The organism is Photorhabdus khanii NC19 (genome assembly GCF_000517265.1).
Classification (GTDB): domain Bacteria; phylum Pseudomonadota; class Gammaproteobacteria; order Enterobacterales; family Enterobacteriaceae; genus Photorhabdus; species Photorhabdus khanii.
This window is the reverse complement of the sequence record NZ_AYSJ01000002.1, coordinates 539,478-561,235: the sequence shown is the minus strand read 5'-3', so window position 1 is coordinate 561,235 and position 21,758 is coordinate 539,478. Positions and strand designations below refer to the sequence as shown.

Below are 21,758 nucleotides of genomic sequence, written 5' to 3'. Positions count from 1 at the left end.
ATCCGCGCTCCGAAGCGATATTGCTATCAAAAGCGGAATACGTTATAGAATCCAACCAAACAGTTTTTGGTATAAGCAAACTTTTCCTGGCTAAAAAGTTAGCAGGACAAAGCGTTTTATTATGTTTAAACCGATGAGATTAGATCTGTTCAGGCGGAGCGCGAGGCAGCGAATCCGAAAAGATGAAATGCGCAAGGAAGAGAGTTACAGGTTGAACCGGTGGTGGCCGTGAAGTCAGCGAAGTTGACCAGAATAACGGTGTATTCGCCAAATCTAGCATCGGTACATGGATAAGAAAGACGCAGTATCCACAGGCAATATCATCCAGCATCGACATGCCACCACCCGCATGCATACCCATCTGCATACCATCATGATGGTTAGTGCCCTGTGATGCAGAAGCAATGTCAGAATGAGACTCACCAATGCGCGCATGTTCCAGTGACCGGGAGATCACGGGTGCAATGAACAACATCAATATCGCTAATATACCAAGCCAGGCTGACAAGCGGCTCCGCGATGTGTAAATCTGGATCAGTGACAAACCAAGCCTATTCTGTAGAGAACACATTCAGGGAGGGGATTGTACGTATTTAACAGTCAAATGTTAAAACACTTTATGCAGGAATGTCGCTTTGACGACAAAATTTGATGTTTTTCTAAAGCCAGCGCAATTGCTTTCATTAATTCGACTAAAATTTCAGCCTGTCATAATGCTCATATTTCCAACAATACCGATACGACTGGAGCAAATTCCCTAGATAAAATTTACGGCGGCGGTGGACAATATGTCTTAAGATCTCCCGATCCAACCTTTCAAAGTGAAGTTGAAGAACTTGCCCCCAATGGATTCGTCACAAAAACGGAAGAGAATCACACCGAATACCGTCAAAACTACTGGGTAAGCGTCGATATGCAGTTCTCAGATGCACTCAATGCATGGATCGTGGCTCACAATGATGGTTCCAGGCTATCTTTAAGCTTTTATCCTCCAGACTTCTCTACGAAAATCTACAACGATGTCCAATTAAGTACCTCTACTGTAGAAGGCCCCGGTATTGTATCAAGACCTGATAAGCACTCAGTTGCCTCAAGTACTGGGCAGTGCAGTACACTACCAATCGATGTTATCAATGCGACTGCGCGTAATTTCCCTCGCATGTCGCCTACAAACTTGGCACATATTGGTATTGATGTCAGTGCTGGAATGAACTGTGAAAGTATGCTCCCCAGTCAGATTGCAAACATCTACGAAGGTTATGGAATTAAAGCAGCTGGTTTACCGTTAACATTTGTTGTATCTGGAACACGTTTTCAAGTTGATTCAATTCGGCCAATGAAGTTCTTAACTAAGAACTTCATTGAAGTCACACCTGAGATTTTCCACGCCATTCCATATGGAGCTTCATTAAAAGTCGGTGCTCCTGTTATTGGCACCACTGGACAACCAGCAGCGTTTCTTCTTGAGTCTGCTAAATGGCCAGTAAGTGGACCAAAAATAATCAGAGATAATAAATCATCCATTAAGATGGTACCGTTAGCTGAATACGATTCCTATCCAACAAAACATTCACTTTACCTGGTGCAATAACCATTTCACTAACCGAGTTAAGCATATCAAGGAATTGATATGCTTAGTTTTGATGCTAGCCATCTACCCACTGACGAGGCAGAGATAATGTCTTCTCCTGCCATAAAAACATCAAAGATGGCAGTGGAATCCCTTTACTTTGTCTCCACTTCCAAAATCACCTCCCAGATAGTTTTTGGTAGAATAAAACGATGTGTCTCCTTTTCTTCTATATGCAACACTTTCCATCCAGAGAAAACTTTAAATATTAAGGAACGATCAAAGAAGTGTTTTGGTGTTCCATGGACCAAGTAGAAATCATTATCAATTTTAGCGTGTCCTTTCGCACCGAAGTTGACGTCTTTTGTAGAATTCAGTCGACATAATAATATGCCCCCAGGCCACAAAACTGCTCTGATTCGCCGAATAATATCCAGAGTCTCGTCCCAAGAAAAGTAATGCAGTGACAAACTGGAAATCACCACGCCGGTCCTATCTATTGGAAAAGGAGCTCGTAAATCTTGAACAAAAAAAACAGCCGAAGGCACACGAACACTCGCCCGCTTAACCATTGCAGAAGATATATCGATCGCCTTCACTTTTAACCCAGCACGATGAATAATGGCAGTGTCGCGCCCATCTCCACAACCAATTTCCAGCACTGCTAAACCCATGGCTCGGGCTTGAATAAGTGGAAGCCATCGCTCCAGCCAACGATCTTCCCGTTGTCTACACAACAAAGCGAGAAAACCACTTCCGATCAAGCCCTTCGCCAGAATGGGAAGAACACGCCATTCAAATGTGCGAAGCAATCTCATAATTTTCATTGATGTCAACAACTTTCTATAAAGAGTATAAGTATGCTCTACCAGCCAATTGCTATGGGACAGGCACACAAATGGTTAACGTACTTTTACAACCTTTTAGGGTGCAAAAACCTATCTTTGACGTGTTAATTACTCTGCCTGAAAATGATATAAATAAAGCTGCTACCGCTGTTAACATTATTGAGCCAAAAACAACAAAATCAAGCCAGTTACAATCTAACCCAATAGAACAACGAGACCTAATATTATAAACGATCTCACTCGTACTTCCTGTGAAGATTATTATACTAGCAATTATAATTGATTTATTACGCTGCCTCATCTTACTTAATTTACTAATTAAAAACACACAAACAAATAAAACCAGCACAGTAACAATTACATCAGGTAACATTTTAGTCCTTAATTATCTAACATATAAAATCATTATTATCACATCCGGATAAACTTCACAATCTAGATATTTCAACCCATTTATATTATCAAATGCAAATATTTCACTCATTAATCGGAAAATAGAGTGGACCACAACAATTTCTTTATTCCAAGAAATCAACAAGGAAAAAATAAAAGCGTCCCAATATCATGGAAAACTATTCACCGGAAAACAGCTTCTCGAATAACCTCCAGTGAAGCAGGGTTTTCAATCAGAGAAATATCACCCGGCTCACGCCCTTCACATATTGCCTGCATAGTTCGGCGCAACATTTTTCCTGAACGCGTCTTGGGAAGCTGGGAGACGAAATACACCCGTGCTGGGCGGCCCACGCTGCCAATTTGTTTGTTCACCAAGCCCATCAGGGCCTTTTCCAGAGAGGAAAAATGTTCAGCATTCTGGATTTCCCTTCCATCCTTGAGAACGGCAAAGGCAACTGCGGCTTGCCCCTTGATGGCATCCTTGATACCAATAACAGCCACTTCAGCAACGTCTTCATGGCCTGCAATACACTCTTCTATCTCCCGCGTTCCCAATCGGTGTCCCGCAACATTAATCACATCATCCGAACGTCCCAAAATAAAATAATAGCCATCACTGTCACGGATCCCCCAATCGAATGTGGAATAAACAGGCTGGTCAAAATGACACCAATAGGTATTGATGAAACGTGTATCGTCACCATAGATAGTTTGAATGCAACCTGGAGGCAAAGGCCCTTCAATAACGAGCAGGCCTTTTTCGTTATCGCCGCACTCCTCACCGGTCAGTTCATTAATCAGCTTGACATGAAAGCCATACATCGGGAAGCCAGTGCTACCAAACCGATTCGGCCTGTCATCCAGAGCGCGGGCGATAGCCATAATCGGCCAGCCTGTCTCAGTCTGCCAGTAGTTATCAATAACAGGGGTGTTGATCGCCTCTGCAATCCAGCGGGCAGTATGTTCATCAAGCGGTTCTCCCGCCAAATACAACGATTTCAGTGATGAAATATCGTATTGTGCAATAGATTCAACCGGGTATTTTTTCAGTACACGAATCGCTGTAGGCGCTGAAAACATGCGTGTTACCTGATATTTTTCCACTATCTGCCACCAAATGCCAGCATCCGGCTGTATCGGCAGCCCTTCATACATAATTGTCGCCATTCCTGCGATCAAAGGGGCATAAGCAATATAAGAATGCCCCAAAACCCAACCAATATCTGACGTACAAAAAAACACTTCACCCGCTTTACCGCCAAAAATGATATCCATGGATGTTGCCAATGCAACAGCATACCCCCCAACATCACGCTGAACGCCTTTTGGGGTGCCCGTCGTGCCGGAGGTATAGAGCACGCAGGAGGTTTCATTTGATTCAAGCCAGGTCACAGGAACGTCAGCATCAAGACACTCTTGCCGCAATGTTGCGAAATCAACATCTCTTTCCGGTAGCCAAACCATGTCAGCCATCCCGCGGTTAACCATCAGTACATGGTGGGGTTTGTGGTTCGCCAGTTCGATAGCTTCATCCAGCAACGGTTTGTAAGGGATGACTTTTCCACCACGAGATCCCGCATCCGCAGACACCACCAGCACAGGCTCTGCATTATCCAACCGTGTAGCAAGGCTCTGGGCAGCAAAACCCCCAAAAACAACCGAGTGAACTGCACCAATACGGGCACAAGCGAGCAAAACAAACAGCGCTTCAGCAATCATCGGCATATAAACCAAAACCCTGTCGCCTTTTTTAACGCCCAGAGAAAGCATCATAGCCGCCGTTCTGTTCACTTCCCGATGTAATTCCCTGAAAGTGAATACTTTTTCACTATTCGTTTCTGTTGAAATCATGATGAGCGCTTTGGCGTCAGGCTGGCTTTTCAGCCAGCGATCCAGTGCGTTGTAACATAGGTTGGTTTTTCCCCCGCAAAACCAGCGGGCAAAGGGAGGATTGTTGTGATCCAGAACCTGTTCAAAAGGTTGTTGCCAGAAAATGCGTTTAGCCTGATCAGCCCAGAAAGAGTGGGGATCATCAATGGATTGCTGGTAAAAAGTTTTGAATAACATAATCTCTCCTGGTACTGCGTAAAATGATAGAGCAGTACTCAAGGAGAGCAACCGCCGACGGCATTTCAGATTAGATAACGTACAAATCAAGATATTCGTTTACCGGCATGTTTTCCAGTAACTGACGGTCAAGGGAAACAGACAGAATTTTCCTCTGTTGTGTTTCAGGAAACTGACGTGCCAGATTGGTTCTGAATTTTTTCAGCAATAATGGAATGCCTTCTCGGCGACGATGAGCATGGCCGATAGGGAACTCGACTTTAACTTCATCAAGCTGGCTGCCATCTGCAAATGTAACGGTTAATGCGTTAGCAATAGAGCGTTTTCCCGGATCGTGGTAATCACAGGTAAAATCAACATCTTCAACACACACCATTTTTTCCCGCAGTGCATCAATACGGGGATCTGCCGCAACACTATCTTCATAATCCGCAGCGGTGAGACGGCCAAAGATCAAAGGAACCGCAACCATATACTGAATACAATGATCTCTGTCCGCCGGGTTGTTTAACGGACCTTGCTTATCGATAATCCGAATACAGGCCTCATGGGTACGAATAGTGATTTTTGTGATGTCATTGATAGTCTTGCCGGTGTCTTTCAGTTGCTGATGCAGACTCATTGCCGCTTCCACCGCAGTTTGTGCATGAAATTCTGCCGGGAAAGCAATCTTAAACAACACGTTTTCCATCACATAAGCACCATAGGCACGCTGGAATTTGAAAGGCTGCCCATTGAACAAGACATCATAAAATCCCCAGGTTTTTGCAGTTAATACCGAGGGATACCCCATCTCACCCTTTTGTGCCATGAAAGCCAGACGAACAGCACGGGATGTCGCATCACCCGCCGCCCAGGATTTACGTGAACCGGTATTAGGAGCATGACGGTAAGTTCTCAGCGACTGCCCATCAACCCAGGCGAGCGATACCGCACTCAGGATCTCTTCCCGGTTCAGCCCCAACATTTCAGCAACAACGGCGGTCGAAGCCACTTTTACCAGAACGACGTGATCCAACCCGACTTTATTGAACGCATTCTCCAGTGCAAGACATCCCTGAATTTCATGTGCTTTGATCATGCCCATCAAAACGGCTTTGATGGTGAGCGGCTTTTTGCCACAAGCAACGGCATTTCTTGATAGCCAGTCAGCCACCGCCAGTATGCCACCAAGGTTATCGGACGGATGTCCCCATTCAGCCGCCAGCCATGTGTCATTAAAATCCAGCCACCGGATCATCGTACCAATGTTAAACGCCGCCTGTACGGGATCAAGCTGGAATTGTGTTCCCGGTACACGCACCCCATTAGGCACAACCGTACCCGGCACAATAGGCCCCAACAGTTTCTTGCAGGCCGGGTATTCCAACGCCTCCAGCCCACAGCCCAGCGTATCCAGAAAACAGTAATAGGCCGTTTCATGGGCAATGGATGATGTGATCGGGTATTCCATAACATAATCCACGATATCCACAATCACCTGATCATATTCAGGACGGTTGTTTACAACAGAGGTAGACATAATAATTCCTTGTTAAAAAAACATGAATACAGGAAACACCACACCAAAAATAACGTTATCCACGCTCACCAATTGGCGTAAATACCCGATTTTCCGGCCCGGTATAATTGGCCGAAGGGCGGATAATTTTGTTATCAATACGTTGTTCAATGATGTGAGCAGCCCATCCCGATGTGCGGGCAATCACAAACAACGGTGTAAACATCGCCGTCGGTACGCCCATCATGTGATAGGAAACCGCAGAGAACCAATCAAGGTTCGGGAACATTTTTTTGTTAGCCCACATCACAGATTCCAGCCGATCCGCAATATCAAACATTTTGGTCGTTCCTGCCTCTTTGGAAAGTTGCAGAGCCACATTTTTAATCACTTTGTGACGGGGATCTGAAATGGTGTAAACCGGATGACCAAAGCCGATAATGACCTCTTTTCTTGCCAGACGCGCCAGGATATCTGCCTCTGCTTCGTCAGGATTTTCATAGCGCTGTTGAATTTCAAAAGAGACTTCGTTTGCTCCACCGTGTTTTGGCCCTCTCAGTGCACCAATCGCCCCGATGATGGCGGAATAGATATCCGTGCCGGTTCCTGCGATAACCCGGCTGGTAAATGTCGAGGCGTTAAACTCATGTTCGGCATAAAGGATCAGGGATATATGCATAGTTTCTTCCCATGATTCACTGGGTTTTTTACCATGCAGGAGGTGAAGAAAATGCCCGCCTATCGACTCATCATCGGTTTCTACCTCAATACGGCGTCCGTTGTGACTATAGTGATACCAGTAGAGCAACATGGAGCTAAGAGAGGCCAGTAATTTGTCAGCAATATCACGCGCACCTGCAAGATTGTGATCGTCTTTTTCAGGCAATGTGCAGCCAAGAACGGAGACACCTGTACGCATGACATCCATGGGATGAGCGGCAGCAGGTAATGTTTCCAATGCTGCCTTGACGCTACCCGGCAAACCTCGCAGTGCTTTTAGTTTCGTTTTATAGGCGGCCAGTTCAGCGCGGGAAGGCAATTTTTCGTGGATCAACAGGTGCGCAACTTCTTCAAATTCACACTGGGTTGCAAGATCAAGAATATCGTAGCCACGGTAATGCAGATCGTTGCCGGTTTTCCCAACTGTACAGAGTGCTGTGTTACCCGCACTGACCCCCGAAAGGGCAACAGATTTTTTAGGCTTGAAAGTAGTTGACTCAGTAATTGTGTTCTGTTCGCTCATTGGTCTCACCTCGACTGTTTTTTATGCCACATAAAGTGATGAAGCTGTCCGTCATTGAGATTTTTTCTGGGAGAAAAGCGCATCCAGTTTTTGTTCAAAATCGTAGTAGTTGATGCTTTCGTATAACTCGTTGCGAGTCTGCATCATGCTGATCACATTCTTCTGTGTCCCTTCGCGGCGGAGTGTGGTGTAAACCTGCTCGGCGGCCTTATTCATTGCCCGGAAAGCAGAAAGCGGGTAAAGCGCAATGGATACATCCACATTTTTTAACTCTTCGGTAGTGAACAGTGGCGTCGCACCAAATTCAGTGATGTTGGCGAGTATTGGAACCCCAGTTGTTGACGCAAATGTTTTATACATGTGCAATTCAGTGATCGCTTCAGGAAACAGCATGTCTGCCCCGGCTTCGATATAGGCTTTAGCCCTGTCAAGGGCCGCTGCCAAACCTTCAACAGCCAAGGCATCAGTACGGGCCATAATGACGAAATGCTTATCAATACGGGCATCGACTGCAGCCTTAATGCGATCAACCATTTCCTCTTTGGACACAATCTCTTTATTCGGGCGATGACCGCAACGCTTCGCACCGACCTGATCCTCAATATGCAACCCCGCAGCGCCAGCTTTAATCATTGAGCGCACGGTGCGAGCCACATTAAAGGCAGAAGAACCAAAACCAATATCAGCATCCACGAGCAATGGCAAATCACAGACGTCCGTGATACGGCGGATATCTGTCAGCACATCGTCCAGCGTTGAAATTCCCAGATCAGGCATACCTAATGAACCCGCCGATACACCGCCACCAGAAAGATAAATAGCTTTATAGCCCGCCCGTTTCGCCAGCAATGCATGGTTGGCATTGATGGTGCCAACTATCTGTAATGGAGATTCAACTTCTATAGCCTGACGAAACGCCAAACCAGCAGAGGAAAGCGGCATACATAACCTCCTTGTTATTAGAATGAAATATATTTGTTATAAAGCAATGTGTGTGCCAACAAAGTAAACAATGGCTAATAAACTTAAAAATAAAGATGGAATGGAAATTAATATGTTGTTTTTAAAATAAAAAAATATCTAACGCATTGACTAATCTTGTAGGAAAGCATCATTGATACAAAAGCGTCCTTGTTTCATAATGGATTAATTTCGTTTCAAAAAACATAATTGAAACACTTTTGAAACATAGAATTGTTCTGGTGGGAAAAACAAAACAGCACACAATATTAGGAGAACGGAATGGCAGAAGTACCATCAACAGGGCGTGATAACAGCGACAAACCGATCATTTGGACGGTATCCATTTCCCGCCTTTTTGATCTATTCCGTGACATCACGCCGGAGTTCGATCATCAGGCGAATATCACTCCCATCCAACTTGGTTTTGAAAATGCGGTTCAGCATATTCGTAAACGGCTGACAATCGAACATTGTGATGCAGTGATCTGTGCCGGCTCTAATGGCGCCTATCTGAAAAGCCGTTTGTCAGTGCCTGTTATCATTGCAGAGGCCAGCGGATTTGATTTTATGCAGGCACTGGCCCGTGCACGGCAAATCAGCTCCCGCATTGGCGTTATCGCCTATCAGAATACATTGCCTGCGCTGGAAGAATTTCAGCAACGGTTCAACTTACGTATTGAGCAACGTAGCTATATCACGGAAGAAGATGCGCGGGCTCAGATTAATGCATTAAAAGCCATCGGCATTAAAGTCATTGTCGGTGCCGGGCTGATTACCGATCTTGCCTATGAAGCTGAACTTGTCGGTGTTTTTGTCTATTCTGCGGATTCTATTCGTCGGGCATTCCATGATGCATTGGATATCGCCAGAATGACCAAGTTTAGCCAGGCTTCAATTTCTGCCTATCCAATACAGGAGACCTTGCGCACCCGCCACACCCTCAATGATATCCGGGGAAGTTCAGCCGTGATTGAGCATGTGCGCAACACCATCATGTTATATGCCCGCTCGCCTGCCACGGTTCTGATACAAGGGGAAAGCGGTACAGGGAAGGAACTGGTGGCACAAGCCATTCACCATGAATATGCCCTCCGGTATGGTCAGGTTGCAGGCAAACATCAGCGCCCGTTTGTTGCCGTTAACTGTGGTGCCATTGCTGAATCCCTGCTGGAAGCTGAATTATTTGGTTATGAGGAAGGGGCTTTCACCGGCTCACAGCGTGGAGGGCGAGCAGGTCTTTTTGAAGTTGCCCATCGGGGCACACTATTTCTGGATGAAATTGGTGAAATGCCACTGCCTCTTCAAACACGGTTATTGAGAGTGCTGGAAGAAAAATCTGTCGTCAGAGTGGGAGGACACCGCCCCATTGCCGTTGATGTTCGGATCATTTGCGCCACACATTGCGATTTGGATACCTGGGTTCAAGAAAGACGTTTTCGGACAGATCTGTTCTATCGCCTGAGTGTATTGCGGATCAATATTCCCGCTCTCCGAGAAAGGGGCAACGATATTGGTACATTGGCGCTGGAATATCTGCGACGGGCGTTTGCCGCATTGAATTTGCCGGTATCGCAGTCAAGAGTACAAGAGCTTTCTGCCTGTCAGGAGGCATTGCAATCCTATCATTGGCCCGGTAATGTCCGGGAACTGCGTAATCTCATGGAGCGAATCGCGTTATACCTCAGCGCCCATACTGAGCATACATTGACACCTGAATTAATATTGGCTCTTTCACCGGAGCGCCAACCTGCACTCAAGCTGATAGAAAAAAATATGAAGCCCCCTCTGGCGATGCCACCTTCACCTATTACCCCACCTTCAGCTCATAAAACCCTGCAACGATTTTCCGGCAATCGCCATGCGGCTGCGGAACATCTGGGGATCAGCCGTACTACGTTGTGGCGACGATTGAAACAGGAAATGGCCGGGAATTAATGGTGATGTAAAACGAGAGTTCAACGTTTTTATCAAAACGCTATTTATCATATGATTCTGCTATCCCTGGCTGTTTTTTATTGAGTCGGCAGATCAAAGAAAATCTCATGGTTTGAATAACATCAGGGAACTTAGTTGCTTAAGAAGCGTTACTCATCTCAAGGTAACGAAACACCTATCATTATTACAGTTGAAATAGTCAATTCATATGACTGCTCCCCACCCTCGCATTTGGCGAGGGTTTACGGCGGCTTTTGCTAATTACGGAGCTAACAAAGAATGGTCTTTTTTACTCAATAATAGCCATTAGTTTAGCTAGTGCATCTTCAACAACAATAGGATTTGCAGATTCTATAAATTTGCCATTACGACTTTCAAGATCAACCATTTTGACTTGATTCATTAAGATTACTCCTTGAGTTTTTGAACCAGTTCCCGATAGAGTTACAGTAAAACCGTTATATCGAGAGTAGTTTCCACCCTGTGTTATCGGGGCAACTAGAACCATACCAAGATTGTTAAATCCATGTTGTGATAGAATCAACGCTGGTCTTTCTTCTCCTTGTATTTCTCGTCCAGAGGTAGGATTAAGGCATAGCTTGACTATATCCCCTTGCCCAAATCCTTTTTTGCGTCTTACCATACTTCTCTCCCAACTGGCGTTTGGTTACTACCCCATACACTTTCTTCGGTTTCTAGAGGTGCATTCGGATCACACTGTTGTAACAGTTCGTCTAATGTATAGCGTTTGGCACGTGTCTTTGGTATTAAAACTAGTGTTCCATCTTTAACTTTAACATCTAGTTCTTGACCAACAGTGGCTCCAATTTGTTTTAGTAGGTGGGCAGGTATGATTACCCCGTTGCTATTGCCCCACCGTTTGATTGCTATGCTCATAAGTTCTCCTATGTAATCTGGTTATACATAGTATAATTTTAGGGAGTTACGCCAACATTAAAATTATACTTTGTATATACAAAAAGACAACCAAGGCGCGGTGGACGTCACCAGCATAATACGCCGCAATCCAGCCAGTAATGGATGCGCCTGACAGCATTCCATCAACCAGCGCGTATTGAAGCTGCATCCAGGGAGTTAAAAGAAGAGCTTGGACTTTATATGAAAGCAGAACAGCTTGAATTTCATCAAGTAATAGAAAATTTTTATGAAAATAACGGTGTCCCTATTCATGAAATAAACTTCATGTTTAAAGCTAATATTGAAAAAGACATTCCATTTTATTTAGAGAATGGAATAAGAAGAAAGTTAATTTGGATGCCAATAACAGAGCTTCATACGTTGAAAATAATGCCAAATATAGTTATTGACGCAATATTGGGAAAAACAACGAACTACATTGTGTCTTTTAACTAACAATTGGTAAAGGAATAAGAAATGATTTTATATTTCGGCATGACATTTCTAATAAACAAAATTAAAAAAATCAAGCCGTAATTTATATCGTCCCCAAGACAAGACCCTGTAAAAAATCACCACCATACTTTTCCCGAATCTTATCTAGTTGATTTTAAAAAATTTAAAACATCATAACCTTCTAATATATCTTCTATTATGATTCAATAGTATAATGTACTGAATTTAAAACAGCATTTTCTACTTTATTGGGGTATGTGTTGACTTCAATATTATCTACCAAACCATTATCCATAGTGATAATTCTGTCCGCAGCATCAAAATATTTATCGTCATGACTAATAACTATGATCGTTTTTCCATTGCGCTTCATCTCAGGCAGTAATTCACGATAGAAAAAGTTTCTATAATGAGGATCTTGATCCGCCGCCCACTCATCAAACAAACAAATAGGAGCATCTTCCATATAAGAGATCACAAGAGCCAGGCGTTTACGTTGGCCATGAGAAAGCTTAGTGGTCGACAACTTGCCATCTTTAACCGTTACTTTTTCTGCCAGATTCAATTTTTCCAGATATTGACGAGTCAGCTCATCATCTGCCGGTTCACCTTTGCGATTAATCACAGTATCAAACAGATAAAAATCCGAGTGAATAACACTGTACATATTCAGATAATTCTCTAGATTATCTTTATTAATCTCTTTACCATCTATTAAAATATCACCTTCAGTTTTATTCAACAAGCCAATCAATAACTTGGCAAAAGTTGATTTACCACTGCCATTACCACCTTTAATAATGATAATTTCACCACGCTGAATAGCCAGATTAATCGGCCCAACAGTAAAACAACTCTCTTCATCAACATATTTAAAACTTATAGAATTCAGTGAAAGTTGAGACCATTCCTCTTGTTTTTCTGTGTTTGTTAAAGTTGGCTCCATTGATAAATTTTCGGAAAACTGCAAACTATCAATCTTACGCAGAGAGATGAAAGCTTTTACTATGATCTCCTGTGAGGACAAAATGAAATCAACAGGCCCCAGTAAAAAAGTCATAATAAATATAAAGGTAAGAATATCGTGACTTTCCCCTATTCCCCACATAGCATGAGAAAATAAAATAGAACCAAGTACCAGAAATAATAATATTTGCCCCCAGTTTTCACTCAGCCTCCAAAAAATTTCTGATTTAAGATCAGATTCATTAATCTTTCTTAATGCTGGCAGAACGCCGCGATTAAAAAACGAACTCTTACGCTTGCTATTGTTATTAAGCTCTTTAACTCCATCCACCAAACTTTTGAATTGTTTATGAAGATCATCATAATCATCACGATATATCTTCTCATAAGCTTCAGCTTTATTAATGAAGTAACGCGAAACCAAAATCCCAAATGGAAAAATTACCAGAATTACCATAAATAGTTCAATCGATCTAAATGCCAGAAAGCCTAAGCATGCAACCACTGTAATTACATGATAAATAAACTGCGGCATGATAGAAATAGCCCAGGAAATATCATTAACATCAGATGTTAAACTGGCCTGAACTCTATGCCCTCCAATTCTATCCAAAATGGCATATGGCGTATTCAAAATACGCCTCACCAAGGTGTTGCGAACTTCAAAAATAATTTTGACGCTTAATTTTGTCATTAGGTAGTTGGCAAAAGAACTTACAATGAATAAACAAACTAATCCAGATAAAAACTTGACTGCCCATAATACCAAGTCAGTATTAATCTGCCCCAATGCATCATCGGTAATCAAGGAGATTAACCAAATACTAAAGAAAGCACTAAAAGCACCAATAATACTATTGAAAATAATTTTTAACCGATTGGATTTAACTAAATCAGAAATCATCAACATTAACCCTTAAATAATATTTTGTTATCATTAACCCTTAACAACCATTACTTTGCCATAAAGTGATACATCCTCTCAGATCAACAAATTGAAAGTCACATGATATACCTTATAGATTTCAAGATGCATCGCGACGGCAAGGGAGCGAATCCCCGGGAGCATAGCAAACTATGTGACCGGGGTGAGCGAGCGCAGCCAACAAAGAGGCAACTTGAAAGATAACGGGTATAAAGCTTTTCACCCCATTGCCATCACTTATAGGTCGGTAAATATTGACAGCTATATTGTATAATGTCGAGTATTTCCTGATATATTAAGTTCGATTTTTTGAATAAACGTTCTTGTCGGAGCATTTCAATAATATAACTTCAACTAAAATTTCAATAGCAACCGGTTTTAATACTGAATAATGGTCCCACTCACCATGCCACAAATAATAGTTTGTGTAACATAATCCTGTAACGATATAATAATTTTATCTTTTCCTGCCCGTAACTGTATTAAGCTTTCTCTGTAAATAAATATCATCTTACTGTTTAATCTAACCGATTAAAAAGACAAGTTGGTTTAAGTGATAGGACATGGTTGAAGACTATCGCCTTATCCAGTCTCTTAATCAGGAGAACTGACTAAGAGACTGAGCTAAGCGAAAGTTTACGGCAGATTTTACTAACAGATAGATAGCCGATACACTAATAACACATATTAACTATTTTTCTGAATATGATTTTACAGCAGATTTCAACGCCTTAATATCTGAAGAACAGAGATAGGGTTTTAACACATTAAATTTCTCTTCTGACCAATCATATATTTTTAATCCAAGCAGCTCATTTATAACATGCGGTTCAAATCGGTATTTAACGAATTTCGCAGGCGTTCCAGCCACAATACTGTATGGCGCAACATCTTTAGTGACGACGCTATTAGCAGCGATTATAGCGCCTTCACCAATGGTAACACCTGGAATAATCATTGAACGCATACCAAGCCACACACCATCATGAATATGCGTGTCGCCTTTGCCTACATAGGCCTCTTCGATATATTCCATAAATGGATACAAACAGAACCAATCTGCTCTGTGTGTATTGTTTCCACCCATAAGAATGATAGTTTCAGCGGCTATGCAAACATAATCGCCAATATACAATTTATCAATTGGCCACTTAGACTCCCATTGAAGGCTGACCTTATCGCCATACAAATAGCGAACAACAGATTCTTCAAAACCACCACTCCAGCAATCACTATAGTAGCTATGGGTTCCTTTGATGATAATATTTTGATTGGTTACAACTTCATGTAAAAGTTGAGTTTTTGACCAATGTTTTTCTTTCATGGTAAACAGTCTCTATTAATTATTTATTTACCATAGAATGCTCTCTATGGTGATATATCCGCATCCAAAAAATACATCACTTCCAGCTGACTCGAGGCTGATTTAACAATGGAATTCTTTTCATATTAGACAATACTGATAATTAATTTAGAGCGATTATGATTCGTAAATTCTTTTAATCTCACTGACATCATATCAATAGATATATTTTTAATGCGAACTATTTGTGTGAATTTTTAGGATGGAGCGGGCGAAGGGAATCGAACCCTCGTATAGAGCTTGGGAAGCTCTCGTTCTGCCATTGAACTACGCCCGCATTTTGGATGTAATACGTTTTATTATAGCGACTCCATAGGCACCAGCAAGTAATTATCTGTTTAAGTTGTCTATATTTCAGGCAGTTGAAAATAAAAACTCCCTTGGCAGCTATGCCATAGGGAGTTGCGATGTGAAGCTGAATTCTGGCTATTATTTCTGTGGGCGCATTGCCGGGAACAAAATAACATCACGGATGGTATGGCTGTCAGTAAACAACATTACCATGCGGTCAATACCAATACCCAAACCTGCGGTCGGTGGCATGCCGTGCTCCAGAGCAGTGACATAATCTTCGTCATAAAACATGGCTTCATCATCACCTTCGTCTTTCTGACGAACCTGTTCAGCAAAACGTTCTGCCTGATCTTCAGCGTCATTCAATTCTGAGAAGCCGTTACCAATTTCACGTCCGCCAATAAAGAATTCAAAACGGTCAGTGATAAACGGGTTTTCATCATTACGACGAGCCAGCGGAGAAACTTCTGCCGGGTATTCAGTGATAAATGTCGGTTGAATCAGGTGGCTTTCAGCGGTTTCTTCGAAGATTTCACACTGAACGCGACCAAGGCCCCAACCTTTTTCCACTGCAATACCCAGTGATTCAGCGATAGCCACCGCTTTATCCATATCATCCAAATCAGCCATGTTGGTTTCAGGACGATATTGGCAAATAGCTTCTTTCATACTCATTTTGGCAAAGGGTTTACCGAAATCAAATTCCTGCTCACCATATTTAACCAACGTACTGCCCAAAATATTTTGCGCCAAAGTACGGAACAGCTCTTCGATCAACACGATCAGATCTTGGTAATCCGCGTAAGCCATATAGAGTTCCATCATGGTGAACTCAGGATTATGACGCGGAGAAACGCCTTCGTTACGGAAGTTACGGTTAATTTCAAACACACGTTCAAAACCACCCACAACCAGACGTTTCAGGTAAAGTTCCGGCGCAATACGCAGATACATGTCAATATCCAGCGCATTGTGATGAGTGATAAATGGACGGGCCGACGCACCACCCGGGATCACCTGCATCATCGGTGTTTCCACTTCCATAAAGCTTTTACTGACCATGAAATTACGCAATTCAGACAAAACCTGAGAACGAATCTGGAAGGTTTTGCGTGATTCTTCGTTAGCGATCAGATCCAGATAGCGCTGGCGGTAACGGGTTTCTTGATCAGCCAGCCCGTGGAATTTATCCGGCAATGGACGCAGCGCTTTCGTCAGCAAACGCAGTTCAGTACAGTGAATGGAAAGTTCACCGGTTTTGGTTTTAAACAGTTTGCCACGAGCGCCCAGAATGTCTCCCAGATCCCATTTTTTAAACTGTTCGTTATAAATACCTTCCGGCAGATCGTCACGGGCAACGTATAACTGAATACGACCACCCATATCTTGCAGCGTTACGAAAGAAGCTTTCCCCATAATGCGACGGGTCATCATACGACCACCAACCGTCACGTCGATATTCAGTGCTTCCAGCTCTTCCTGAGTTTTGTCGTCGTATTGCGCATGCAACTCTTCTGACATGTTTTCACGACGGAAATCATTCGGGAAAGCAATACCTTTCTCCCGTAAAGCCGCCAGTTTTTCACGGCGGGTTTGCAGTTCATTATTTAAATCGGGGGCCTGTTCTGCGCCCTGTTGTTGTTGTGACATATTAGTTCCTCATAAGCCAGCTTTAAGGCTTGCTTCAATGAATTTGTCCAGATCACCATCCAGCACAGATTGTGTATTGCGGGTTTCAACGCCTGTGCGCAAGTCTTTGATCCGTGAGTCATCCAGAACATAAGAACGGATTTGGCTGCCCCAGCCGATATCTGATTTATTCTCTTCCATAACCTGTTTATCAGCATTTTTCTTCTGCATTTCCAGCTCATACAGTTTCGCTTTCAACTGTTTCATGGCCTGGTCTTTGTTTTTATGCTGAGAACGATCATTCTGACACTGAGTCACAATGTTGGTTGGTATATGGGTAATACGTACCGCAGATTCGGTTTTGTTAACGTGCTGACCACCCGCGCCTGATGCGCGATACACGTCGATACGTAAATCTGCCGGGTTGATTTCAATATCAATATCATCATCCACTTCGGGATAGATAAATGCAGAACTGAATGAAGTGTGACGACGACCACCGGAATCAAATGGGCTTTTACGTACCAAACGATGAACACCGGTTTCAGTACGCAACCAACCATAAGCATAATCGCCCATGATCTTGATGGTCGCTGATTTCAAGCCGGCAACTTCACCATCGGATTCTTCGATGATTTCAGTTTTAAAACCTTTGGATTCAGCCCAGCGCAGGTACATACGCATTAGCATACTTGCCCAATCCTGCGCTTCGGTACCGCCAGAGCCTGCCTGCAAATCAAGGTAGCAGTTAGCACTGTCATACTCACCAGAGAACATACGGCGGAATTCTAACTGACCCAGTTTGCCTTCAAGCTGTTCCAATTCTGCTACAGCTTCATTAAACGTCTCTTCATCGTCAGCTTCTACTGCCAGTTCCAACAAGCCCTGTACATCTTCCAAACCTTGTTCAAGCTGATCAATAGTTTTGACAATCTCTTCCAGTGAGGAGCGTTCCTTACCCAAAGACTGTGCTCGCTCCGGCTCATTCCAAACATCAGGCTGTTCCAGTTCGGCGTTAACTTCTTCTAAGCGTTCTTTCTTGGCATCGTAGTCAAAGATACCCCCTCAGAACCATTGTCCGTTCAGACAGGTCCTGAATGTGGTTTTTTACCGGATTAATTTCAAACATATTTTAGTGTCTTACGTTGTGTAGTCGTAGATAAATGGGATATTTTTCGAACCGCGCATTGTAACGGATTTGGCAAAGGGTTTATAGCATTTCAATAGATTTGTCACGTATTCAAATGAGAATACGTGACTATTTTTTAATAAGGCCAAAGATGCTGGATCAAAAGCTGCACATTACGGTTGCCCCGGAATTCATTAACGTCCAGTTTATAGGCAAGTTCCACTTCACGGACGCTGTTATCCGGCCAACGGGCAGGATCGATATTGAATGCGATACCATCCAGCATCGGCCCGCCATTTAATGGTTCTACCATCACTTTTAAATGACGTTCTCCCACAATGCGTTGTTGTAGCAACCTGAATTTACCGTCAAAAACAGGCTCCGGGAAAGATTGCCCCCAAGGGCCGCCATCACGCAGCATTTCAGCAACGTCCAATGACAGTTCATTAATGGTCAACTCGCCATCACTCCAGATAACACCTTCAAGTTGCGAAATATCCAGCCAGTCCGACATCAGCGTGGAAAAATGATGCTGGAATTGTTCAAATTTATCCTGTTCAAGTGACAGGCCGGCAGCCATTGCATGACCACCAAATTTCAGTATCAGCCCCGGATTTAAAGTATCAAGTCGTTCAAGGGCATCACGCATATGCAGCCCCTGAACTGAACGGCCAGAACCTTTCAAAATACCATCACCTGCCGGTGCAAAGGCAATAACAGGCCGGTGAAAACGCTCTTTAATTCGGGAAGCCAAAATTCCCACCACCCCTTGATGCCATTCAGGATGATAGAGCGCCAGACCATAAGGCAATTCAGTGCGGGTACGTTCAAATTTGTCGCAGATTTGCAGTGCTTCCTGCTGCATTCCCTGCTCTATTTCACGACGGGTATGGTTAAGGCTGTCCAGTTCGCAAGCTATCTGACGAGCCTTTGCCATATCGTCAGTGAGCAATAAAGCGACGCCAATGGACATGTCATCCAAACGACCGGCGGCATTCAACCTTGGCCCGAGAAAGAAGCCCAAATCGCTGGCGGCCAGCTTATAAGCATCACGTTTGGAAACTTCCAGTAATGCGCGGATCCCCGCACAGCAGCGCCCTGCGCGAATGCGGTTTAATCCCTGATAAACCAGAATCCGATTATTGGTATCCAAAGGGACAACATCAGCAACAGTGCCCAACGCAACCAGATCCAGCATTTCTGCCAGATTTGGCAGCGCAATTCCCTGTTTTTCAAACCATTGTTCTTTCCTCAGCGCAGCCCTTAGAGCAGACATCAGATAAAATGTGACGCCAACCCCTGCCAATGATTTAGACGGGAATAAACAATCGGACAAATTGGGGTTAATAATGGCATCAGCAGCGGGCAGAATTTCTCCCGGCAAGTGATGGTCAGTCACAATCACTTTCATATGGTGCTGATGTGCAGCCACAACGCCGTCATGGGAAGAAATACCGTTATCCACAGTAATAATCAGGTCAGCGCCTTTTTTGACAACCTCTTCTACCACCTGTGGACTTAAACCGTAACCATCTTCAAAACGATTTGGCACCAGATAATCAAGATTACGGTAGCCCATCGCCCGTAGCGAGCGGATCGCCAGTGCAGTACTGGTTGCACCGTCAGCGTCAAAGTCACCGACAATAACAATACGCCAGTGTTCATGAAGTGCGGTCAGCAATAGCGTTACCGCCTGTTCCACACCACTCAAATGCTGGTAATTCAGTAATCCCTGGACACTGCGTTCCAATTCATTAGCTTGCTGGATGCCACGAATGGCATATAAACGGCGCAATAATGGATGAATCTGTTGTGGAAGATGACTATCATCCACCGCCGGGCGGCGGCGGAGTTGTGTTTCAATATTCACTAAACTTATTTACCACGCTGATCTAATGCTTTTGCCAGCGCTTCCGGCGGCATATATCCACCTAACAGGCTGCCATCTTTAAGGATAATTGCCGGCGTTCCCTGTACACCAAACTGGACTCCCAATTTGTAATGGTTAGCGATATCCACCTTACAATCCTTGATTGGCGAAACGCCCTCATTTTTGAACGCTGCATCCAGTGATTTTTGTGGTGTTGCACTGCACCAGATAGATTGCATATCTTTAGCGGACTGATGCTGCATACCCTGACGCGGGAATGCCAGATAGCGAATAGTAATGCCAAGTTTATTGTACTCTTTCATCTCTTCATGCAATTTATGGCAGTAACCACAGGTAATATCAGTGAAAACAGTAACAGCATGCTTCTCTTTTGGCGCTTTGTAAACAATCATTTGGTCTTTCATCGCCTCCAGCTTTTTCATCAACAATTGATTACTGACATTCACCGGCGTGCTGCCACTGACATCGTAAATTGGCCCTTGCAATAAATACTTGCCGTCATCAGACAGATAAATGATACCTTGTTCGGTCACTACCGTATTCAAGCCAACAATCGGTGATGGCTGGATATTTTCTGCCTTGATCCCCAGCTTTTGCATCGCTCCATGAACCTCACCATCATCAGCAAGCGCATTTCCGCTAAATAAGGCCAGCAAAAGAGGGAAACATAACACGCTTTTTTTCATTTTCAGTTCCTTTAAATCCATGCTCACCCACGCGGATGATGTTGTTGATGTAACAATCTAAGCCGCTCGGTTGCGACATGAGTATATATTTGTGTTGTGGATAAATCGCTATGCCCCAGCAACATCTGCACAACCCGTAAATCAGCACCATGATTAAGCAAATGCGTTGCAAATGCATGGCGCAAAACATGAGGTGATAACCGTGCAGTATCAATCCCAGCCAGTACGGCATAATGTTTAATGCGATGCCAGAAAGTCTGTCGGGTCATTTGCCGCCCCCGGTTGCTGGGAAAAAGCACATCCAGCGTTGCACCATTGAGCAACCCGGCTCTCCCATACTCCAGATAATTCTCCAGCCAGTAAACGGCCTCTTCTCCTAAAGGTACCAGTCGTTCTTTATTTCCTTTACCAATGACTCTCACCACGCCTTGACGCAAACTGATATCAGACAGTGTCAACCCCACCAACTCAGATACCCGCAAACCACAGGCATAAAGCACTTCAAGCATCGCCTTATCCCTTAGCTCCACAGGCTGATCTGTGCAAGGTGCATTAAGCAAATCTTCTACTTGCTTTTCACTTAAATCTTTCGGCAACCGCTTCGGTAATTTCGGTGCAGATAAAAGTGCTGTCGGATCATCTTCGCGCATTTTTTCCCGATAAAAATAGAGAAACAACTGACGCATGGCGCTCAATAAACGTGCCGAGCTACTGGCTTTATACCCTCCATCCACCCGTTCTGCCAGAAAAGACTGCAAATCAATCGCCTGGACAGATAATAAATCATGACCATAATGTATCAACCAATTATCCAGCGCCTGTAAATCCAACCGGTAAGAAACAAGGGTATTTTCGGCAAGATCATGTTCCAGCCAAATAGCATCAAGAAACTGTTCTATCAGTGGATTTGTCAACTGAGTTTGTTGTTTTGACACGAAACGCTTTCCTTAAATCTGCACATCTTCTGCCGGCTATTAT

At 43.6% G+C, this 21,758-nt stretch carries 19 protein-coding genes and 1 tRNA gene; 4 read left to right on the top strand and 16 right to left on the bottom strand.

Annotated elements, in window-relative coordinates:
* Nucleotides 1–139: 139 nt before the first annotated feature.
* A complete protein-coding gene (locus PTE_RS02535) occupies nucleotides 140–508 on the bottom strand; it encodes a DUF2946 domain-containing protein (RefSeq protein WP_241826104.1) in 369 nt (122 codons plus the stop codon).
* A 405-nt stretch (nucleotides 509–913) separates the two neighbouring features.
* Here PTE_RS02535 and PTE_RS02530 point away from each other — a divergent pair, with 405 nt between their 5' ends.
* Nucleotides 914–1,591, top strand: coding sequence for a hypothetical protein (locus PTE_RS02530; protein ID WP_036842935.1), 678 nt, complete (start codon nucleotides 914–916; stop codon nucleotides 1,589–1,591).
* 134 nt (nucleotides 1,592–1,725) lie between these two features.
* On the opposite strand, the gene PTE_RS02525 is transcribed toward PTE_RS02530, so the two are convergent.
* Nucleotides 1,726–2,397, bottom strand: coding sequence for a class I SAM-dependent methyltransferase (locus PTE_RS02525; protein WP_209435489.1), 672 nt, complete (start codon nucleotides 2,395–2,397; stop codon nucleotides 1,726–1,728).
* Between the two features lie 71 nt (nucleotides 2,398–2,468).
* Between PTE_RS02525 and PTE_RS02520 the strand changes: the two genes are divergently transcribed.
* Nucleotides 2,469–2,648, top strand: coding sequence for a hypothetical protein (locus PTE_RS02520; RefSeq protein ID WP_036842933.1), 180 nt, complete (start codon nucleotides 2,469–2,471; stop codon nucleotides 2,646–2,648).
* 346 nt (nucleotides 2,649–2,994) lie between these two features.
* Here the strand turns inward: PTE_RS02520 and PTE_RS02515 are convergent, their stop codons facing one another.
* The 4 genes from PTE_RS02515 to prpB form a co-directional block, all read right to left on the bottom strand.
* Nucleotides 2,995–4,881: a propionate--CoA ligase gene (locus PTE_RS02515; RefSeq protein ID WP_036842931.1), complete on the bottom strand. Its 1,887-nt coding sequence runs from the start codon at nucleotides 4,879–4,881 to the stop codon at nucleotides 2,995–2,997.
* Nucleotides 4,882–4,951: 70 nt separating this feature from the next.
* Nucleotides 4,952–6,403: a bifunctional 2-methylcitrate dehydratase/aconitate hydratase gene (locus PTE_RS02510; protein WP_036842929.1), complete on the bottom strand. Its 1,452-nt coding sequence runs from the start codon at nucleotides 6,401–6,403 to the stop codon at nucleotides 4,952–4,954.
* A gap of 55 nt (nucleotides 6,404–6,458) precedes the next feature.
* Nucleotides 6,459–7,625 carry a bifunctional 2-methylcitrate synthase/citrate synthase gene (gene prpC / locus PTE_RS02505; protein WP_036842927.1) on the bottom strand — a complete coding sequence of 389 codons (1,167 nt, stop codon included), beginning with the start codon at nucleotides 7,623–7,625 and terminating at the stop codon, nucleotides 6,459–6,461.
* 51 nt (nucleotides 7,626–7,676) lie between these two features.
* The gene (gene prpB, locus PTE_RS02500) at nucleotides 7,677–8,567 is read right to left on the bottom strand and encodes a methylisocitrate lyase (RefSeq protein WP_036842925.1); all 891 of its coding nucleotides are present in this window, start codon (nucleotides 8,565–8,567) and stop codon (nucleotides 7,677–7,679) included.
* Between the two features lie 300 nt (nucleotides 8,568–8,867).
* Here prpB and prpR point away from each other — a divergent pair, with 300 nt between their 5' ends.
* The gene (gene prpR / locus PTE_RS02495; protein ID WP_051477093.1) at nucleotides 8,868–10,523 is read left to right on the top strand and encodes a propionate catabolism operon regulatory protein PrpR; all 1,656 of its coding nucleotides are present in this window, start codon (nucleotides 8,868–8,870) and stop codon (nucleotides 10,521–10,523) included.
* A gap of 289 nt (nucleotides 10,524–10,812) precedes the next feature.
* Here prpR and PTE_RS02490 read toward each other — a convergent pair whose 3' ends face one another.
* Nucleotides 10,813–11,166, bottom strand: a complete 354-nt coding sequence (locus tag PTE_RS02490; RefSeq protein WP_036842924.1) for a type II toxin-antitoxin system ChpB family toxin — start codon at nucleotides 11,164–11,166, stop codon at nucleotides 10,813–10,815.
* Nucleotides 11,160–11,420: an AbrB/MazE/SpoVT family DNA-binding domain-containing protein gene (locus tag PTE_RS02485; RefSeq protein WP_036842922.1), complete on the bottom strand. Its 261-nt coding sequence runs from the start codon at nucleotides 11,418–11,420 to the stop codon at nucleotides 11,160–11,162. The genes PTE_RS02490 and PTE_RS02485 overlap by 7 nt, the downstream gene beginning before the upstream one ends.
* Before the next feature lie 144 nt (nucleotides 11,421–11,564).
* Here PTE_RS02485 and PTE_RS02480 point away from each other — a divergent pair, with 144 nt between their 5' ends.
* A complete protein-coding gene (locus PTE_RS02480; protein ID WP_036842919.1) occupies nucleotides 11,565–11,897 on the top strand; it encodes an NUDIX domain-containing protein in 333 nt (110 codons plus the stop codon).
* A 196-nt stretch (nucleotides 11,898–12,093) separates the two neighbouring features.
* Here PTE_RS02480 and PTE_RS02475 read toward each other — a convergent pair whose 3' ends face one another.
* From PTE_RS02475 to xerD, 8 genes are all read right to left on the bottom strand, one after another.
* A complete protein-coding gene (locus PTE_RS02475) occupies nucleotides 12,094–13,767 on the bottom strand; it encodes a cyclic peptide export ABC transporter (protein ID WP_036842917.1) in 1,674 nt (557 codons plus the stop codon).
* A 712-nt stretch (nucleotides 13,768–14,479) separates the two neighbouring features.
* The gene (locus PTE_RS02470; RefSeq protein ID WP_036842914.1) at nucleotides 14,480–15,112 is read right to left on the bottom strand and encodes a CatB-related O-acetyltransferase; all 633 of its coding nucleotides are present in this window, start codon (nucleotides 15,110–15,112) and stop codon (nucleotides 14,480–14,482) included.
* Nucleotides 15,113–15,354: 242 nt separating this feature from the next.
* Nucleotides 15,355–15,428 (bottom strand) — tRNA-Gly (locus PTE_RS02465).
* Between the two features lie 152 nt (nucleotides 15,429–15,580).
* On the bottom strand, nucleotides 15,581–17,095 hold the full coding sequence (gene lysS, locus PTE_RS02460) for a lysine--tRNA ligase (RefSeq protein ID WP_036842912.1): 1,515 nt from the start codon (nucleotides 17,093–17,095) through the stop codon (nucleotides 15,581–15,583).
* 9 nt (nucleotides 17,096–17,104) lie between these two features.
* A protein-coding gene (prfB, locus tag PTE_RS02455) for a peptide chain release factor 2 (RefSeq protein WP_110742751.1) occupies nucleotides 17,105–18,203 on the bottom strand; the annotation gives its coding sequence in 2 pieces (ribosomal slippage) (nucleotides 17,105–18,127 and nucleotides 18,129–18,203; 1,098 coding nt in all).
* Between the two features lie 136 nt (nucleotides 18,204–18,339).
* Nucleotides 18,340–20,073: a single-stranded-DNA-specific exonuclease RecJ gene (recJ, locus tag PTE_RS02450; protein WP_036842907.1), complete on the bottom strand. Its 1,734-nt coding sequence runs from the start codon at nucleotides 20,071–20,073 to the stop codon at nucleotides 18,340–18,342.
* Between the two features lie 5 nt (nucleotides 20,074–20,078).
* On the bottom strand, nucleotides 20,079–20,780 hold the full coding sequence (gene dsbC, locus PTE_RS02445; RefSeq protein WP_036842905.1) for a bifunctional protein-disulfide isomerase/oxidoreductase DsbC: 702 nt from the start codon (nucleotides 20,778–20,780) through the stop codon (nucleotides 20,079–20,081).
* 23 nt (nucleotides 20,781–20,803) lie between these two features.
* The gene (gene xerD / locus PTE_RS02440) at nucleotides 20,804–21,715 is read right to left on the bottom strand and encodes a site-specific tyrosine recombinase XerD (RefSeq protein WP_051477091.1); all 912 of its coding nucleotides are present in this window, start codon (nucleotides 21,713–21,715) and stop codon (nucleotides 20,804–20,806) included.
* Nucleotides 21,716–21,758: the final 43 nt, after the last annotated feature.

Excerpts from the sequence above, each read along its gene's own strand:
- PTE_RS02530 (WP_036842935.1), top strand. The coding sequence starts at position 914 with ATGCAGTTCTCAGATGCACTCAATGCATGGATCGTGGCTCACAATGAT.
- PTE_RS02525 (WP_209435489.1), bottom strand. The coding sequence starts at position 2,397 with ATGAAAATTATGAGATTGCTTCGCACATTTGAATGGCGTGTTCTTCCC.
- PTE_RS02520 (WP_036842933.1), top strand. The coding sequence starts at position 2,469 with ATGGTTAACGTACTTTTACAACCTTTTAGGGTGCAAAAACCTATCTTT.
- PTE_RS02515 (WP_036842931.1), bottom strand. The coding sequence starts at position 4,881 with ATGTTATTCAAAACTTTTTACCAGCAATCCATTGATGATCCCCACTCT.
- PTE_RS02510 (WP_036842929.1), bottom strand. The coding sequence starts at position 6,403 with ATGTCTACCTCTGTTGTAAACAACCGTCCTGAATATGATCAGGTGATT.
- prpC (WP_036842927.1), bottom strand. The coding sequence starts at position 7,625 with ATGAGCGAACAGAACACAATTACTGAGTCAACTACTTTCAAGCCTAAA.
- prpB (WP_036842925.1), bottom strand. The coding sequence starts at position 8,567 with ATGCCGCTTTCCTCTGCTGGTTTGGCGTTTCGTCAGGCTATAGAAGTT.
- prpR (WP_051477093.1), top strand. The coding sequence starts at position 8,868 with ATGGCAGAAGTACCATCAACAGGGCGTGATAACAGCGACAAACCGATC.
- PTE_RS02490 (WP_036842924.1), bottom strand. The coding sequence starts at position 11,166 with ATGGTAAGACGCAAAAAAGGATTTGGGCAAGGGGATATAGTCAAGCTA.
- PTE_RS02485 (WP_036842922.1), bottom strand. The coding sequence starts at position 11,420 with ATGAGCATAGCAATCAAACGGTGGGGCAATAGCAACGGGGTAATCATA.
- PTE_RS02480 (WP_036842919.1), top strand. The coding sequence starts at position 11,565 with ATGCGCCTGACAGCATTCCATCAACCAGCGCGTATTGAAGCTGCATCC.
- PTE_RS02475 (WP_036842917.1), bottom strand. The coding sequence starts at position 13,767 with ATGATTTCTGATTTAGTTAAATCCAATCGGTTAAAAATTATTTTCAAT.
- PTE_RS02470 (WP_036842914.1), bottom strand. The coding sequence starts at position 15,112 with ATGAAAGAAAAACATTGGTCAAAAACTCAACTTTTACATGAAGTTGTA.
- lysS (WP_036842912.1), bottom strand. The coding sequence starts at position 17,095 with ATGTCACAACAACAACAGGGCGCAGAACAGGCCCCCGATTTAAATAAT.
- dsbC (WP_036842905.1), bottom strand. The coding sequence starts at position 20,780 with ATGAAAAAAAGCGTGTTATGTTTCCCTCTTTTGCTGGCCTTATTTAGC.